Source organism: Streptomyces sp. TG1A-60 (assembly GCF_037201975.1).
Classification (GTDB): domain Bacteria; phylum Actinomycetota; class Actinomycetes; order Streptomycetales; family Streptomycetaceae; genus Streptomyces.
This window is the reverse complement of sequence record NZ_CP147520.1, coordinates 5,917,842-5,933,822: the sequence shown is the minus strand read 5'-3', so window position 1 is coordinate 5,933,822 and position 15,981 is coordinate 5,917,842. Positions and strand designations below refer to the sequence as shown.

General features: G+C 67.2%; 15 protein-coding genes and 1 pseudogene. 1 reads left to right on the top strand and 15 read right to left on the bottom strand.

Annotated elements, in window-relative coordinates; genetic code table 11:
* Positions 1-205: 205 nt before the first annotated feature.
* From WBG99_RS25725 to WBG99_RS25670, 12 genes are all read right to left on the bottom strand, one after another.
* Complete coding sequence (locus tag WBG99_RS25725) at positions 206-1,651, bottom strand: DUF6177 family protein (RefSeq protein ID WP_338898569.1); 1,446 nt, start codon at positions 1,649-1,651, stop codon at positions 206-208.
* 172 nt (positions 1,652-1,823) lie between these two features.
* On the bottom strand, positions 1,824-2,279 hold the full coding sequence (locus tag WBG99_RS25720; protein WP_338898568.1) for a hypothetical protein: 456 nt from the start codon (positions 2,277-2,279) through the stop codon (positions 1,824-1,826).
* 20 nt (positions 2,280-2,299) lie between these two features.
* Positions 2,300-4,558: a hypothetical protein gene (locus WBG99_RS25715; RefSeq protein ID WP_338898567.1), complete on the bottom strand. Its 2,259-nt coding sequence runs from the start codon at positions 4,556-4,558 to the stop codon at positions 2,300-2,302.
* Positions 4,558-4,932, bottom strand: a complete 375-nt coding sequence (locus WBG99_RS25710; RefSeq protein WP_338898566.1) for a DUF6507 family protein — start codon at positions 4,930-4,932, stop codon at positions 4,558-4,560. Before WBG99_RS25710 ends, WBG99_RS25715 begins: the two co-directional genes overlap by 1 nt.
* 635 nt (positions 4,933-5,567) lie before the next feature.
* On the bottom strand, positions 5,568-6,401 hold the full coding sequence (locus WBG99_RS25705) for a transposase family protein (protein WP_338898565.1): 834 nt from the start codon (positions 6,399-6,401) through the stop codon (positions 5,568-5,570).
* 58 nt (positions 6,402-6,459) lie between these two features.
* Positions 6,460-6,954: a hypothetical protein gene (locus WBG99_RS25700; protein WP_338898564.1), complete on the bottom strand. Its 495-nt coding sequence runs from the start codon at positions 6,952-6,954 to the stop codon at positions 6,460-6,462.
* Positions 6,955-7,458: 504 nt separating this feature from the next.
* Positions 7,459-8,775: a ThiF family adenylyltransferase gene (locus tag WBG99_RS25695; RefSeq protein ID WP_338898563.1), complete on the bottom strand. Its 1,317-nt coding sequence runs from the start codon at positions 8,773-8,775 to the stop codon at positions 7,459-7,461.
* Positions 8,776-8,779: 4 nt separating this feature from the next.
* On the bottom strand, positions 8,780-9,187 hold the full coding sequence (locus tag WBG99_RS25690; RefSeq protein ID WP_338898562.1) for an E2/UBC family protein: 408 nt from the start codon (positions 9,185-9,187) through the stop codon (positions 8,780-8,782).
* A 4-nt stretch (positions 9,188-9,191) separates the two neighbouring features.
* Positions 9,192-9,452 (bottom strand): multiubiquitin domain-containing protein, encoded by a 261-nt coding sequence (locus WBG99_RS25685; RefSeq protein WP_338898561.1) that lies wholly within the window; start codon positions 9,450-9,452, stop codon positions 9,192-9,194.
* A gap of 95 nt (positions 9,453-9,547) precedes the next feature.
* A complete protein-coding gene (locus WBG99_RS25680; RefSeq protein ID WP_338898560.1) occupies positions 9,548-11,296 on the bottom strand; it encodes an AAA family ATPase in 1,749 nt (582 codons plus the stop codon).
* A complete protein-coding gene (locus WBG99_RS25675) occupies positions 11,293-12,240 on the bottom strand; it encodes a hypothetical protein (protein WP_338898559.1) in 948 nt (315 codons plus the stop codon). The genes WBG99_RS25680 and WBG99_RS25675 overlap by 4 nt, the downstream gene beginning before the upstream one ends.
* Positions 12,233-12,862 (bottom strand): hypothetical protein, encoded by a 630-nt coding sequence (locus WBG99_RS25670; RefSeq protein WP_338898558.1) that lies wholly within the window; start codon positions 12,860-12,862, stop codon positions 12,233-12,235. The genes WBG99_RS25675 and WBG99_RS25670 overlap by 8 nt, the downstream gene beginning before the upstream one ends.
* Positions 12,863-13,291: 429 nt before the next feature.
* Between WBG99_RS25670 and WBG99_RS25665 the strand changes: the two are divergent.
* Positions 13,292-14,483: pseudogene (locus WBG99_RS25665) on the top strand (IS3 family transposase).
* A gap of 7 nt (positions 14,484-14,490) precedes the next feature.
* Here WBG99_RS25665 and WBG99_RS25660 read toward each other — a convergent pair.
* From WBG99_RS25660 to WBG99_RS25650, 3 genes are read right to left on the bottom strand one after another with little or no spacing between them, the layout of a single operon-like run.
* On the bottom strand, positions 14,491-14,940 hold the full coding sequence (locus WBG99_RS25660) for an IS3 family transposase (RefSeq protein ID WP_338898557.1): 450 nt from the start codon (positions 14,938-14,940) through the stop codon (positions 14,491-14,493).
* A 26-nt stretch (positions 14,941-14,966) separates the two neighbouring features.
* Entirely contained in the window at positions 14,967-15,242 is a 276-nt protein-coding gene (locus WBG99_RS25655; RefSeq protein ID WP_338898556.1) for an IS3 family transposase, read from the bottom strand.
* On the bottom strand, positions 15,223-15,552 hold the full coding sequence (locus tag WBG99_RS25650; RefSeq protein WP_338898555.1) for a transposase: 330 nt from the start codon (positions 15,550-15,552) through the stop codon (positions 15,223-15,225). Before WBG99_RS25650 ends, WBG99_RS25655 begins: the two co-directional genes overlap by 20 nt.
* Positions 15,553-15,981: the final 429 nt, after the last annotated feature.

Genomic DNA, 15,981 nt, shown 5'->3' with positions numbered 1-15,981 from the left:
TGCAAGACACCTTGATGCTTCGGCGAGTTGTGATACATGTCCGGCCTAGCCGAGGCTGGCGAGGTGCTGTCCGTCGAGTGAACCGTACCCCTTCGTGTCAACGGCCACTCAGTTCTCCCCGACCGTCACTGGAATAACAGGGGTATTCCGTCCGAAGTAGATTTTTCGGTCCCGTCACTGCCTACATACGCTCGGTCACGCTCACTCATTTCAACATCAGGCCGATTCGCTCCGCTCCAGGAGTGGCCTTGAGGTGGGTGGTGAGATGTTGGAGCACAATCCAGGCGTCGGCGTCGGTTCCGTCGCCCAAGCGGTAGTAGAGGGCTGGGTGCGTGTGTGTGCCGAGTTGTCGCGGGCGCGGGGCGAGGGGTGGTCTTCGGGCGTGGGTGAGGCCGATGGCGTTGACGTCCCGGGCGCCGAGGGTGAAGGACACCGGGATGGGCGGGGCCTCCAGACGCGGGGTCAGCGTCAGGTCCGCGCGAGCTGACCGGAGCGTGGTCAGCATCGACACCAGGCCGTGCTCGTCGACCAACGCGGCGGCAAGGGATTCGACGGCGTCCAGAGGGACGTCCGCAGCGGAGGTGTATCCGAGGGTGAGCGTGATGTCCTGGGCGACGCCAGCCTTCGTACTCGCCGTGCGGAGGGTGGCCATGGATGGGTGATCCGCTGCGCCGATCGCGACCAGGTGGGTCGGAGCAGGTGACCGTTCGCGGGCCAGATCCGTCAACTGGCGGGGTGACCAGGGGAGGTTGACCGGCTCCGCCGTGCTCCAGCCCACCGGTGCCGAGCCCGTCAGGTGGCGCCAGGCGGTCTCCAGACCGCGGCCGAGGAGAAGGTCGGCGGTGGGGGCGTGGACCGTGCGGAACGTGAGGGTCAGCTGGCGTTCCGGAATGGGCTCGGTCTGCTGGGTGAACGCGTCGACGACCGTTGTGCTGGTCGGGGTGAACGTGCCCTGCCGCCACGCGAGGGGGACCCCGGACAGGCCGTCGTAGTAGCCGCTGGCCTGGTCCTGGATCACCCACCGGTTGGGGGCGCCCCTGAGCGCTGTGCGCAGAGGGAGAGTGAGCCGGGTGTGGGGTGGAGTGATCAGATGCAGGGCGCGATTGGTGGCGCTCGCGGTGCGCAGGACGTCGGAGAGGTAGGTGGTGAAGGCGAGGACAGGACGGTCGGAGATGACGACCGCTGTGGACTCGGTCAGGACATCGACCGAGGGCACGGTGGGAGCGGACGGAGCGACGACGTCCTGTGCTTCGTGGGGCGGCTGCTCCTGCGGGATGGCCACCACACGGGTCGTACCCGCGGCGCGCGGCCACACCGTCCCGCCGAGCAGCGTGGTCAGGCGTCCGCACACTGAGCCAGCGAGGGGTTCCGCTTCGGGTACGGCGGTCGAGGCGCGGGCCTCTGTCCACCAGTAGGGCAGCGGCGGTGCCGACACGTCGGGGCCAAGGAGGCGTTCGGCTTCGCCGGGTATGTGGATCAGGAGCGGTGCCTCGACGGAGACCAAGGGACGGCCGACGCGTGTGCACAGCTGGAGGACGCCGCCGTCACCGGTGGAGGTCAGCCCCAGGTCGGGGCCGCCGGCGAAGAGACCGGTGAGCAGGGAACGGGTGTCCGGCATCTTCGGGGTAAGGGCGATGACGTCTTTGGTCACGAGCGGGTCTCCGACGGCTGCGGGGTGCTCCGGGAACGTTCAGCGGGCGCGGTCTGTCAGAGGGCGCGGGCGGAGTGGCAGTCGGCCGAGTGCCACCGGGGTCGTCTCTCAGCTGTGCCACTTCGACTTGCGGTTCCTCGCAGGTGCTCCTACTCGCGGACGGTGGACAGCGTCATCCGTTGTTCTCGATTTCTGATGCCAATCCCAGGGTGAGTTCCGCGCTCGCCAGCAGGCGGGTGATCTCGAGCGGGCGGTTGGCGAACTCCGTCCTCACGACATCGATCGGATCGACCCGACGGGTGAGTCCGTCGCGCCCGGTGGCCTCGACGACGTAGCGGTACCCGGTGGGGCTTGCGGGATCGTCCACGAGGAGCCAGCGCGCGCCGTACGTCTGGATCAGGAAGTCGGCGACGAAGGACACCAGGTCCAGATGCAGGGTCACCCAGTCGGACTCCTCGAACTCGTCCAGGGGAGCGCGGGACACGTAGTCGTCCAAAGCCGGAATGACGCTCACCGGGTCACGCGAGTAGATCTCGGCAGGGACCCCGAGCATGTCCGCGATATCGATGGCGTTCTGACGCCTCTCCTCCGCCCATTCCTCTAGATTCGGTTCGTTCACGTTCACCATCTGGTGCGCCTTTCGCGGCTTCAGAGCTTTTTGGGGGGCGGGCCGTACTCAACGAAGATAATGCGCGCCTGGATCAGATAGTTCCGCAGGGCCTGTGACGGTGGCGCGTGCGTGAAGACCCAGCGGGGATCGAACCCCGGGTCCTGGCGGCGTAGCGCCAGATCCTTGTTGATCTGCTCGATGATCCCCTTGCTCAGGGGGACTTCGCCCCTCACAGACTTTTTACTGCCGTCCTTGAGAGTGATCGTGCGCCACTCCAGGTAGTGCTTGACCTCGACGGCCAGCGTACGGCCGCCCGGCATGTCCACCGGAACGTCGACATTGCGGCCCCCTGGCGTCTGCACAGGGTGGTACGGATGCTCGTTGGGTGACACGCGATAGTGCCGCTCGGCCGCGCCCCCCACCATCTGACGGACGAAATCCTCCGCTCCCTTGTAGCGCGCCCGGCTGTGCCGCATACGCTGCATTTCGCGCAGAGTACGTTCCGCCCGGCCCGGCAGAAGCTCAGGACGAGTCAAGTCGGGTTCACCGTCAGGCGTGTCGGGCCGGCGCGCTTGATCTGGTCCCTCACCCGGTTCGGCGGGTGAGTCGTCCGGCTTCTGCGGATCCGCGGGCTCGCGCTCCGCCGAGCCGTGATCATGCCCGGAACCGTGAGTGCCGTCGCCGTGACCTGTCCCTGCTCCTGCGCCGCCGCGCCCTCCTGTCCCGCCGCCGGTTCCGGGGCGTTCGGCGGCTCCTCCCCCTGAATGTCTTCCGGAGTCGCCGTCGCGTGCGGCTGCATGGCCGCCGTCGGTCCGGCCTGTCCGCCCCGGTGCCTGTTCACCGGCACGCGCGGCATCAGTGGTGTGTTCCGCTCGGGCGCCGACCCCGGCCGGCTCGCGCGGGCGATCCGCGTGAGCGGGCGCGTTCAGCTCCGTATGGTCGTTCGCGGAGAGTTCGTGCGTGGCCTCGTCCGCATACTGGCGGACGGTGCCGTTGGCGTTGAGGACGTCGCCGGTCCTGGTATCGAGGTAGACGCGCTTGCCCGCCTGGTCGACGTACTCGACAGCATGCTCGGGGACGGAGGCGGCGCGTTCGGCGAACGGGGTCGGCTGGTCGGGCAGCGTGTACCTGCCGCCGCTGCCTGCCAAGTCCAACTGGGCCCCGGTGTCCAGGTTCTTCAGCGCGCTGAAGGCGTCGCCGACCTTGACGTAGGCGAACTTGCCCGCCTTGCCGACATACGTGAACGGGTCGACGGCCCGGCCGACCTTGCCCACGACCGACACCGCGCGGGCCGCCGCACCGGTCCGGCCGGCACCGGTGGCCGCCGCGCCCGCCCCCTCGGTGCCCAGCAGGCCCAGGACGTTGAAGCTGACGGTGCCGGCCGCGCGGGCCGGATTGCTCTCCCAGGTGTCCCAGACGACGAAGCCCTTAACGGTCTGCTTGTAGGTGGTGCGGGAGTCGCGCAGCCACGAGGGGAGTTTGTCGTCCGGGACCAGCCACCACGTGCCGAGGGTGACGCTGGTCAGGAACGAGGCGGTGCCGAGCTTGGCCAGGCCCTTCCACGCCTCGCCCGCCGCGTCCGAACCGTCCGCGCCGAACAGGGTGCCCACGCCGTGGACCGTGCCCATCACACCGTCGGTCCAGAAGCCGTCCCAGACCTGCCCGGACGTGTGCGTGAACCAGTCCCAGCCCTCGTACTCCTGCTCAACCGCCGAACCCCACGGGGTCTCCCCGGCGTGATCGAGGTCCTCGGCGCGGTAGCCGTACATGTTCTCGCCGTGCGAGCCGTCGTCGACGGTGAGCGTGGTGCCGCCGACCAGAGCGGTGATCTTGTTGTGGCAGGCGAGTTCGGCGGCCTGGAAGGCGGCGACCGTGTGGTTGACGTCGTGCCACAGGTCGTTGTTGGTGTCGACCTTGTCCTTGTCCTTGCGCCAGTCGTCGTCCCCCGCGACCGAGTCCACGAACGCCCGCGCGTCCGCCTTGAGCGTCGCCAGCTTCTCCACCAGCGGCCTGACTTCGACGCCGTACTCGTCCAGCGCCCCGGCGACCTTCTCCAGATCGTCCGCGAACGCGTCCGACTTCGCCTTCACCGGCTGCGTCGACGAGAACAGGTCATGGGCCTCCGGGGCACGGTAGAAGGCGGACAAGCCCTGGAAGGCGGTGTGCAGATCAGCGCCCGAGGCCCGGAACTGGCCCGCGTTCGCGTACAGCAGCATCACGTCGACGCCCAGCGTGGACAGATCCCCGAGGAACTGCGGTATCCCGGACGGGTCGATCAGATTCGCCTCGTCCGACATCACTGACCCTGTCCGGGCAGAACGACCTTCGGCTCCTTCGCCGCCTCACGCTGCGCGTTGGCCGCCAGATCCAGGTCGCCCTCGACATAGTGCCCGGTGGCCTCCGCCGCCCCGCTCAGCGACTTGGACGTGCGCTTGGCGACATAGAGCAGGTCATGGCTCCACCGCTGCAGGAACTCCCCCAGCGCGGCGCCGACCACTCCGATCGTGCTGGTGTAGGGCCCGTACTGGCTGGTGATCATCCCAGCCGCCGAAGCGGCCTCCTCCAGATTCCCCTGCGCCCCCAAACCCGCTTTGGACAGGTTCTCCGCATGCGTACCCGACGTCTCCAGAACACCGCGCACCCCGACCGGGTCTATGTCCCACCCCGTCACGCTGATCCCCTTACCCCCGTACGTAGTGCTCGTCGCGCATGAAGGGTGGATTCCGCTGCCGTCCGCCAGTGGATGCCCCAGCGACGCGCGTACACCCTGTCGATCACCGAACATGATCTCGCGTGAGCCTTGTGGGCACAACGGCTCACCTCGGCAAGGTGGCTGAATGCAATCGCCATCGCGGTAGTGAGCTGGCGGCAACCGAATCCATCCAGGACGCCGCCAGTTGGCCGTCTGGGAGAGCGAAGAGTTCACACGCGGCCTTGGGCTCCCAGGGGACGTCGGGGTAGGTGTCTCCCTGGCCTTCTGCGAGGACCTTGACGATGCCGTTGCTGGCCAAGCCCAGGTCATCGCGGGGCAGCTGTCGGGGCGTGGATGGAAGTGCGGCTATTGAGCGACTCTGGCGGGGAACTTGAGATTCGTCGGCGCGGTGGCTTGGTCGTCGGGCAGGCTCCGCTCGGTTTCGAAGGTCGGTCGTCTTCACGAGGTGAGTCGGTGTCGCTTCATGTCCTGGGTGAGCAAGTTCCATCATTGAGCTCGTTTCAACCTGAAGTTGCAGGTCCGGGGGTTGGCGTGGGTCGCGGTTGGGATGCTCGTGCCGGTCGGCGGTGTGATCGGTAGGAGGTGATCGTCCGTCAGCGGTGGACCTCGGCGTTCGTCAGCACGAGGAGCGCCCGCAGCAGCGTGGTCGCGTGTCGGGCGTTCATGCGGACCTTGGTGAGGATCCGCCAGTTCTTCAGGTCGGCGAAGCCGTGCTCGTTTGCCGCTCGCTCGCGGCTGACCAGCCGGTTCGCCTCCTTCTGGGCGTCGGTGAGCGGATGGCCGCGACTCGCCCGTCGGCCGGTGACGATGACCGGGTCGTCGGGGGCGTCGTCCAGGCCGACGAAGCCGAGATCTGCCAGAGCGCCCAGACCGGCCTCCCGCAGGCGGGTAGTGATCCTGTTGTGGCGGGCGGTGGTGATCTCGCTGGAGCGCCCAGGCTTTGCCGCCGAGATCCAGACCAGGTTGCCCGCCTCGTCGGTCAGGGCGAGGAACAGCAGGCCGTGGGCCTTGTGCTTGCCCGAATAGTTCGGCCGGTTCTCGTCCCCGGTGCGTCGGCGAGTACGGACGAGAGTGCCGTCGAGCAAGACGACGACGCCACCCTTCCGGGCGATTTTCTTCAGAGCGCGGTCCAGGCGCGGGGCACGGGCCGACAGCAACCCGATCACTTCCAGTAGCCAGCGGCGCACGGTGGAGGCGGAGACGTCGTTGCCGCCCGCGATGTCGGAAAGCCGCTGGTCGTGGCGGAGGACTGCCAGGACGATCAGGGCGATCCGGCCGGGTGGGAGCTTGCGCCAGCGGGAGCGGATCTTCTTCAGGTGGCTGCGGACCAGGCCGGCGACCAGGTCCAGGGTCGAGCTCGACAGCGGCAGGCGGCACTGGTAGACAAGCCCCTCAGTGCCCTCGGCGGGACTGGTGTTCTTTCGCATGGAATCCCCAACTCCCGTCGGGGGCCTGCGTGTTACGCCGGAATCAGGCCGCGGCCGGTCAGACCGGCGGCTGCGGCAAGGCGGTGAAGCGGCCGGCGGGGGTGCGGTGCAGCCAGCCCCGGTCGGCCAGGCGCCTGAGCTTGTCGCGTACCGGTTCGACCTGCCCGGGCTGGGTGCCCCTGCCGAGGTGGACGCTGACGTCCTTGGCCGGGACCGGCTCCGAGGCTGCGGCCACGATCTTCATGATCGCCTGGTAGTCGGCGGGCAGCGCGCTTTCGTCCGTGCCCGGCTCTCGGTGCGGGACCAGCAGCATCCCGCCCGCACCCGGAGTCGTCACTCTCTCCAACTCCTCAGCCGCGGCCGGGTCGTCGGCCTGCCCGCTCCGCTCGGCCTCGATGAACTGCCCGATCACCACCTCGGCGGCTTCCAGCCGGGCCACCTCGGCATCGACCTCGGCGAGTTCCTTGCGCAGCCTTTCGGCGCGATCGGCCAGCACCACCCTTCGCTGCATCACCCAGACCAGTACGTCCGCCACCAGCAGCCCCCCTCCCACCCGGCTCTCCTCGGAGCCTACGAGGCACTCCCAACCCGGCATCGCGATTCCGGCGAACCGGCAATGCGTCGGATGATCACCTGCTACCGATCACACCCCCGACCGGCACGAGCACCTCAGCCCCCGCCCACGCCAGCCCCATGACCAGCGAATTCAGGTTGAACAACGCTCATTGACCGGGCAGATGGCACGAGCGAGCAACCCGAACGGGACGACCACGATGTTGGTCCGTGAACGGCCGGATGGGTTGTGGCGCGATGAGGACTTCGCCGACTGGTACCCGCGCGACGGGCGACCGAGATTGTCCCCAGCCCAGCTAGGCACAGCAGGGCTACAGCACTGAGCACCAGAAACTGTTCCAGGCAGGTCACGGGGCGTCAAAACCGACATGCTCTTGGAAGCCCATGCCCACCATGGTTCCGCCCCCCAACCGCCCAACGAACCATCACGAACCGGACGGCGGCCCACTGCGATGAAACCCTGCACGCCCCACGCAAGATCCCCTCACTTGTCGTACCCGCAGTCGATGCAGCCGGGAACACGTTCGGGTATCCGGCGAGGTCCGACCTGTGTGCCTGGAGCCTTCACGGCTCCGAGCAGGTCGATATCGAGCCATCGTGCTGGCTCGCGGGCACCGGAGATCCATGCGCCGAGCTCGGCGAGCGCTGCATGGACGGTCAGCCCGTTCAGGTAGACAACCGAGGGGTTGGCGACACCGGTTCCGTACCCGTGCAGGCGGTCGACAGCTTGCTGGTGGTCCGGTTTGGCCCAGCGCGAGATCTCCGCCGAGTCGAGTTCGTTCAGGCAGGTCAGGCACGCGGCGCCAGGGAGCATGAAGAAGACACGGCCGCCGAGCGCGACAGGCTGCTGATGGTCATCGACGCCGGTGGCGATGTCGAGAAGCGGGGTATGTGTGTCGATGGCGATCTGGTTGAGGCGGTGCCGCGGGCCGTCATGGTCGACGCAGCTGATGAGCAGGTCGACGTCGTGCAGTTCGGGATGTTCCCCTGCGGGAGTGAGCCCGGGGAAAATCTGGATCTCGATTCTCGGGTCGATCGAGCGCATGCGGCGGCGCGTGACGATTGTCTTCGGGCTGCCGATATCGGCGTGGTCGGCGGTGATGAGCCGGTTCAGGTTGGTTGTCTCGACGAGGTCGTCGTCAAGGACGATGACATTACGGAAGCCGAGGTAGGCGAGCCCGAGAGCGACGTGAGATCCGGTGCCTCCGGCGCCGACGACCGCCACGCGCAAGGCGGCGACGGCCGCCTGGGCCCGGGGTCCGAGGAGCGGGGTCTGGCGGGCAAACCGGGTATCGGTGGTAGCTGACGCGTCGAGCACCTTGATGTTGTCGCCGAGCACGGTGACCGTGTCGAACGGCTTACGTTCGAGCTCGCCGTCTGTGCCGGGGCGCCACCAGTCGGCGCGGACCACTCCTCGCGCCCACACGGCGGCCGCATAGGGCTTCCCGTCCAGCAGGTCGACCGCATATGGCGACATCTCAGCGAGCGCGCGCTCATCGATGGCCGAGAATCGTGGTGGCTCCAGCCGGTGGTTATGGAATTCGACGAGGCCTCGTCCGGTGGCGACCGCCCGGTTGTGGATGCGATCGAGCGCCCTGTCGGCCAGGCGCCAGCCGTCGTGGTTCGGCTCGATCTCCTCGTCGCCGATGAGCGCGATGGCGACGACCTCAAGGACGGGGCCGTTCTCTCCGTTGTGCAGCAGCTTGGTGAAGGCAAAGGCGAATCGCTCGCCGCGCGCTTCGGCCAGATGCTGCTCGATGCGCTCCCAGTGCTCGGGCCGCGTGAACTTCAGGGTGCTCATCGGTTCAGCTCGCCTCCTCGAAGCGGGTGAGAGCGCCGGTCAGATAGTCGACGAGGTTGCTGCCCAGCGTGAGGTTCACGTGGGGGTGCCAGTCGTTCGGGTCTATGTGGTAGGAGAACTGCAGCCAGGAGCGTCCAGCGTGCTGCTGTATGCCCTGGCTGTTGCCGGGCGTTGCGCCGCTGGCAAGTGTCAGGTCCGGTCGGGCACAGATGTTGTCCGGCTGACCAGCGGGATAGTTCACGGGGACGGCGAACAGGACGTCGGTGTCGCTGTGGGACCAACCTGCGGGCAGCGGGTGGTCTCGCAGTGTGACGACGAGGGCTTCAGGGTCGATGGTGGCGTTCGGGAACGCCTGGCGCAGCAGGTCTTCCTCCTGCGCCAGGCGCTCGGCGAGCCGGTCGGGCACGGACACGCGATCAACCTCGCTTGAAGCGAGGACGGCGCTTGAACTGGGCGCCGGGAACGAGGCGGACTGTCTCGTCGGGCGTGATCGTGATGCGGGTTCCGTCCGGCAGGATCTGAACCAGGCCGTCGGCCGGGTTGATGCCAGCCATCGCCATGATCTGTGCGCCGGTGATCGTCGGCTTGTCATGGGTGTATTCCACGCCGTCGACCTCGAACACGAATGTGGGGTGCTTGGTGTGGCCTGTCTCGGTCTGACTGTCTGTGGCTGCCATTGCGGGGCCTCCAAGGATCGACCCGTCGGATGCGGGCTTTCACCTCCTGGTCGTTGGCAGCAGGCCGTCCGCAACCCCCTTCACGCAAGAATTTTTTAGGCCGAGTCTGTGGTGGCGTAGGTCAGCTCCACGACGTCCGGTGCGGCGCTGGCCAGACGGCGCGCCAGCCGTTCTTCGTAGGTGGTGATGAGGATTTGCCCTACGGTGCCCGCTTGGACGGCCGACACCAAGGTCTGGGCAACTGCGGCGCGGCGGCGCGGATCAAGGTGCTCGAGCGGCTCGTCGAAACACACGGTCGAGGCACGTGCAACCGAACTCGCCAGCAGCAGGCGCGTCACGAGCAGAGCGGTGGACCGTTCTCCGCCGCTCAGGTCGCCCACCATCAGCGTGGCGTCCCCGTGGGGGATGGTGAGGTGTCCATCGGCGTCGAAATGCAGTCCGTCCGTGCCGAACACGAGCTTCCAGCGGCGGCCGACCTCGTGCGCGATCGGTTCGATGTAGTCGGTCAGGTAGCGGTCGGCCAGCTCGTGGATGGTCTTCTCGGTGACCTCCATGACCGTGTCTTCACGCGCGGCCGCGACGAGGGTCGACTGATCGTGTGCGGCTTGCCGTAGTCTCGCCAGCTCACTCCTGGCTGCTCCGAGTCGAGCTGCTGCATCACCGTGGCGTTCAGCGAGATCCGAGAGGCGTTGACGTGCTTCGGCCAGCTCGGTGACTGCCTCTGCACCAGGATCGTCGCCGCCCGGTTCCGTCGGGGGGTGTAGCGCATTGAGCGAGTCGCGGAACCCGGTAATCGCGATCAGCCGCTCGCGAGCCCGCGCGGTGTCGCGCGAGCGCTGTTCGATCTCGGCGTGCGCAGCGTCGTCCACACCGCCGTGTGCGGAGGCCGCAGCCTCGCGTTCGGCCGGCGTCAGCGGGCGAAGGCAGGTCGGGCACTGATCCGTGGCAGACGCAAGGACCTCAGCAGCCGATGCTGCACGCGCTGCTCGAACCTCCGCCGCCGACGCAGCTGCCAGGCTGGACTCGAGCTCGCTCGAGGCGGCACGCTCGTTTCTGGCGATCGCAGCCCTCGGATCCTGATCGCCGAGATCGATAGAACCGGCCATGCCTGCGACGAGTCGCCTTACCTGCTCGTCGAAGGCATGGGCGTTCTCCCGGTAGTCGCTCCAGGCCTGCGCGAGAGTTGCTGCCGGTTCCAGTCGCCGCGCCAAAGCGTGCGCGGCCTCTCGCTGATCTGCGATCCCAGACAGTTCCGCCTCCAACCGTGAGACGGTCTCGGTCACCGATGCGATGGCCTCGTCGGTTCCGCTCAAGTCATCGCGCAGAGTCTTGATCTTCGCCGCAAGCTCGGACCTCCGCGTATTAATCGCTTTGGCGGCCTGCAGCATCGGCGTGATGCCGAAGATGTCGGCGAGGTGGTCCTTGATCGGAAAGCCGGTGACCTCGCCTTTCGCCCCGACGCCGAAGATCAGAGTATCGAGAAGTCCCGGATCGGCCGCCCAAGCACGGCGCAGGAGTTGCGTGTAGGCCGCTTCGTCGATCACCATGCCGTTGGCCTTCGCATCGAAGCGAGCGGTGCCGCTGCGCTTGATCGACCTGGTCAGCTGCACCTCGGTGTCCGCCAACACCAAGTCCAGGCACACTGTCGCCGATTCGTGGCCGACGCGGACCGCCTGGCCGAGTCGGCGAGCCGGGGGCGCACCGAGCAGCCCCCATCGGACGGCCTCGACCAGCGACGTCTTGCCGACGCCGTTCGGAGCGACGAAGAACGTGACCGGGCGGCTGAGCTCCAGGTTCAGCGTCTCGTAGGCCCGCCACTGGCTCAGGCGAATGCGTCGGATCACGATGCGGCAGCCCCCGCCATCTCCGCCAGACGATCTACGAAGTCATCTGGCGTCAGGCCGCCCGTTTGCACACTCACTACGAGGGCGCCGAGTTCCGCCGCGTCCACGTTGCCGAGTGCAAGCCGGCCTTCCTTCTTGTACTCGAGCCGAGGCTTCGCACGAAGAGCCTGCGCGATCTGTGCCCCACTCACCTCCCTCGCCACGGCATCGAGAGCTGCTGTATCCGGAAGCACGTCGAAATCGGCGACCCGGTCCCAGCGCGGCAGGCGCCGCTCGAAGAAGCGCCCCAAGGCAAGCCCCAGAGGCTCTGCGAACATCGAGCTGTGAGGGTCGAGCCAGCCCAGCAGCGGGCTGATGGAACGCGTCACGTCGGCAGGCGCGAGAACGACAGCCCGCTCGGCGTCCGAGGAAGTGACGCAAATCGCCGAAATATCGGCGTACAGGTTAAAGAACCGCCCGAGCCCCTCTGGTGCGCTCGACCACGTGTCGCTGTCACCCACGAGGACGGCTACCGCTTCCGCCAGCACAGCGCACTGCGCAAAAGCCCGCATACCCTCGGGTACCTCCGGCGACCATGCGGGGTGGAACTCCATCGAGATCCGACCTCGAAACCGATAGGCCACCTCCTCAAGCGAGGCCTTGAGCAGTTCGTCCACTTCTCCGCCCGCGGCCCGCAGAGCCGCGTCGGCGGCCATAGGCAACGGAGCGGACGACGTATCCGCCACCAGGCCCAATCGCCGAGCGACGGGGTCCTGCTCGAGAGGTGGGAGTTCCGGGTCTCGATCAGCCAACGCCTTCACGATCTCGAACTGCCCCGTGATCGCCTCTCGACGGCTCGGCGGCAGATCCGACAGGTCCGGCTGAGGGCCGAGGCCGCGCAGGAACAGTAGGTACTCCTCGATAAGCGCGTCGTTCAGGTTATCCAGTTCCTCGTTGTCAGTCACTGTGCCACCTCCCGTCCCGTGGTTCCTCTGCTTCGCTGCGCTTCGATTCGACGCAGCGTCTAATCGCTTCGATGGCACGCCTTCGCTGCCGACTCGCTGCTTGGTGCGTTTTGCCCTTGCGGAACGCCCAGTCGGACAAGAGCTCCTCTCCCATGATCGTCTCTACGACGAGATCGCGTTGCTCATCGGTCAGAAACCCGAAGCACCCCTCGGCCAGGGCGACTACTCGTTCGTCTTCCTCTGCAGCTCGCACGTCCTCGTCGTGGAACTGCACCGCCGCGGTAGTTACCCGGTCGGCAAGGAACTTCTTGATCCCTTCGCGCTCGCGCACGACTCCCCTGCCGATGTCCTGCCCCCGTCGGTAAGCGATTACCTTCGCCAGCCCGGTGACCGATGACACATCAGCGGGATCTTTATCACGCAACTGCTCGAACGCCTCACAGACGGCATCCTCGACGTCGTGGGGATCGGGGATGGAAGAGGTGATCGAGCGAATCCCAAGCCGGGCGGCCTGGTACATGGCTCCGCGAACCGCCGCATAGAGCTCAAGCCCGTCGAGCCGCCCCTGCCGCCATCGCAGCTGCAGTCTTTCGGCTTCGGTATCCGTCCCAGGCTCGTCCATCACTCGTACGTCGGTCGGAAGGCGGCGACCGCAACCCCCTCCCGGAAGATTTTTTGGCCGCGCATCGTGCCTGCGCGCGGTACCACTCTGCCCCAGTGTGTTCCCGTGCGAACCAGAAGTCGCGCAGCCAGGCCGCAGCGGGTAGACGCGAGATGACAAGAAGGGTCTCGTCGCAGCCGACCGCCGTCCGGTTCGCGACGGTTCATCGGGCGGGGGCGGAACCAGGACAGGCACGGCTTTCAAGGCCATGGCGGTTTCTGCGCCTCGTGTCTGGAAGACCGTGCCGACCTCGGCGCAATGCTGAACCTGGTCGGCGTGTGCCCCGAGCCAGTGCTGCCACGGCGGCTGGTCTCGGACTGAGCTGTACTGAGATTTGTGGAGTCCCTGATGCCAGGGTTACGGTCCTGGCGAAGGAGAACCACGAGCACCATGGCAGCACCCCGTAAGTACCCGGACGAGCTCCGCGAGCGCGCGGTCCGTGAGGTCCGCAGCACCGGCCGACCGATTGCCCACGTCGCGAAAGACCTCGGCATCCACAAGGAGGCCCTGCGCGGCTGGGTCCGCCAGGCCGAGGCCGATGGCGGCGAGCGTGACGACCGGCTCACCACCGCCGAGCGCGAGGAACTCAAGCAACTCCGCAGGGAGAACGCCGAGTTGAAGCGGGCCAACGAGATCCTGAAAGCCGCCAGCGTGTTTTTTGCCCAGGAGATCGACCGTCCCCGGACGAGGCCGAGCAGGTGATCGACCACCTGCGTGACAAGGGCCTCGGGGTCGATCCCGTCTGCCGGGTTCTTGAGCTGTCGCCGTCGACGTACTTCGCCCGCAAGAAGCGGCCGAAGTCGGCCCGCCGGCTCCGCGACGAACAGCTCATGCCGCTGATCGAGCAGGTCCATGGCGAGTCGGGCGGCACCTATGGTGCCCGCCGGATCACCCGGGCCCTGCGCCGCAAGGGGGTCGACGTGGCCCGTTGCACCATCGAGCGGCTGATGGCCGAGCTGGGTCTGGAGGCGTGATCCGTGGTCAACGCCGGCGGACCACCGTGGCGGAGCCGTCGGCGCCGCGCCCGCCGGACCTGGTCGACCGCGACTTCACCGCCTCACGGCCCGATCAGCTGTGGGTGGCGGACATGACGTATGTCCGCACCTGGTCGGGCTGGGCATACGTGGCGTTCGTCCTCGACGTGTACTCGCGGATGATCGTCGGCTGGCAGATCGCGAACCATATGCGGACCGAACTGCCCCTGGAAGCCCTGGAGATGGCGCTGTGGAGACGGAGGATCAAGAAGGACTCCGGCCTCATTCATCACAGCGACCGCGGGTCGCAATACGTATCCATTCGGTATACCGACCGGCTTGCCGAGATCGGCGCCTCGGCGTCGGTCGGGTCCGTCGCGGACAGCTATGACAATGCGATGGCCGAGGCTCTGAACGGCACTTTCAAGGCCGAGCTGATCGAGATGCAGGGCCCCTGGAAGGATGTCGACCAGGTCGAACGGGCGATCTTCCAGTGGGTCACGTGGTACAACGAGGAACGGCTCCACTCCGCCCTCGACTACCTACCGCCCGCCGAGTACGAACACGACTGGTGGCGACAACAGGAAGCCACCCCGCAGTCCGCCTGAAACAAGATCACCGGACTCTACGAAACTCGGGGCAGCTCATCTCGATCAGCTCGGCCTTGAAAGTGCCGTTCAGAGCCTCGGCCATCGCATTGTCATAGCTGTCCGCGACGGACCCGACCGACGCCGAGGCGCCGATCTCGGCAAGCCGGTCGGTATACCGAATGGATACGTATTGCGACCCGCGGTCGCTGTGATGAATGAGGCCGGAGTCCTTCTTGATCCTCCGTCTCCACAGCGCCATCTCCAGGGCTTCCAGGGGCAGTTCGGTCCGCATATGGTTCGCGATCTGCCAGCCGACGATCATCCGCGAGTACACGTCGAGGACGAACGCCACGTATGCCCAGCCCGACCAGGTGCGGACATACGTCATGTCCGCCACCCACAGCTGATCGGGCCGTGAGGCGGTGAAGTCGCGGTCGACCAGGTCCGGCGGGCGCGGCGCCGACGGCTCCGCCACGGTGGTCCGCCGGCGTTGACCACGGATCACGCCTCCAGACCCAGCTCGGCCATCAGCCGCTCGATGGTGCAACGGGCCACGTCGACCCCCTTGCGGCGCAGGGCCCGGGTGATCCGGCGGGCACCATAGGTGCCGCCCGACTCGCCATGGACCTGCTCGATCAGCGGCATGAGCTGTTCGTCGCGGAGCCGGCGGGCCGACTTCGGCCGCTTCTTGCGGGCGAAGTACGTCGACGGCGACAGCTCAAGAACCCGGCAGACGGGATCGACCCCGAGGCCCTTGTCACGCAGGTGGTCGATCACCTGCTCGGCCTCGTCCGGGGACGGTCGATCTCCTGGGCAAAAAAAACACGCTGGCGGCTTTCAGGATCTCGTTGGCCCGCTTCAACTCGGCGTTCTCCCTGCGGAGTTGCTTGAGTTCCTCGCGCTCGGCGGTGGTGAGCCGGTCGTCACGCTCGCCGCCATCGGCCTCGGCCTGGCGGACCCAGCCGCGCAGGGCCTCCTTGTGGATGCCGAGGTCTTTCGCGACGTGGGCAATCGGTCGGCCGGTGCTGCGGACCTCACGGACCGCGCGCTCGCGGAGCTCGTCCGGGTACTTACGGGGTGCTGCCATGGTGCTCGTGGTTCTCCTTCGCCAGGACCGTAACCCTGGCATCAGGGACTCCACAAATCTCAGTACAGCTCAGACACATAGCGACGGTCCGTGGGCTGCTCGCGCGCATCGACCGTGGCACCCGGCTTCAGGGGGCGAATGGCCTGTCGGCGCCGGACTGCGCGACCTGCCCGTGGACGCCAAGTCCCTGCGCGGACCGGCGAAAGCCCGAGGCCTGAATCAGGCGCTGGAGGACGCGGCGGTGGTCAGGAGCTGGCCAAGCCCCGCACGTTCTGGTCAAGTGGCCGCCGACATGTACACCGCCCGATGGATCCGAACCAACTGGGCGAGTACATCGAAGGGGCGACTGGACAGTTGGACGAGCTTCGCGCAATGTGCTCCCGGCTCACCGCAGCCCGCGCCGAATGGGCCTCACGGACCGACACGACG

Excerpts from the sequence above, each read along its gene's own strand:
- WBG99_RS25720 (WP_338898568.1), bottom strand. The coding sequence starts at position 2,279 with ATGGTGAACGTGAACGAACCGAATCTAGAGGAATGGGCGGAGGAGAGG.
- WBG99_RS25715 (WP_338898567.1), bottom strand. The coding sequence starts at position 4,558 with ATGTCGGACGAGGCGAATCTGATCGACCCGTCCGGGATACCGCAGTTC.
- WBG99_RS25705 (WP_338898565.1), bottom strand. The coding sequence starts at position 6,401 with ATGCGAAAGAACACCAGTCCCGCCGAGGGCACTGAGGGGCTTGTCTAC.
- WBG99_RS25695 (WP_338898563.1), bottom strand. The coding sequence starts at position 8,775 with ATGAGCACCCTGAAGTTCACGCGGCCCGAGCACTGGGAGCGCATCGAG.
- WBG99_RS25685 (WP_338898561.1), bottom strand. The coding sequence starts at position 9,452 with ATGGCAGCCACAGACAGTCAGACCGAGACAGGCCACACCAAGCACCCC.
- WBG99_RS25670 (WP_338898558.1), bottom strand. The coding sequence starts at position 12,862 with ATGGACGAGCCTGGGACGGATACCGAAGCCGAAAGACTGCAGCTGCGA.
- WBG99_RS25650 (WP_338898555.1), bottom strand. The coding sequence starts at position 15,552 with ATGGCAGCACCCCGTAAGTACCCGGACGAGCTCCGCGAGCGCGCGGTC.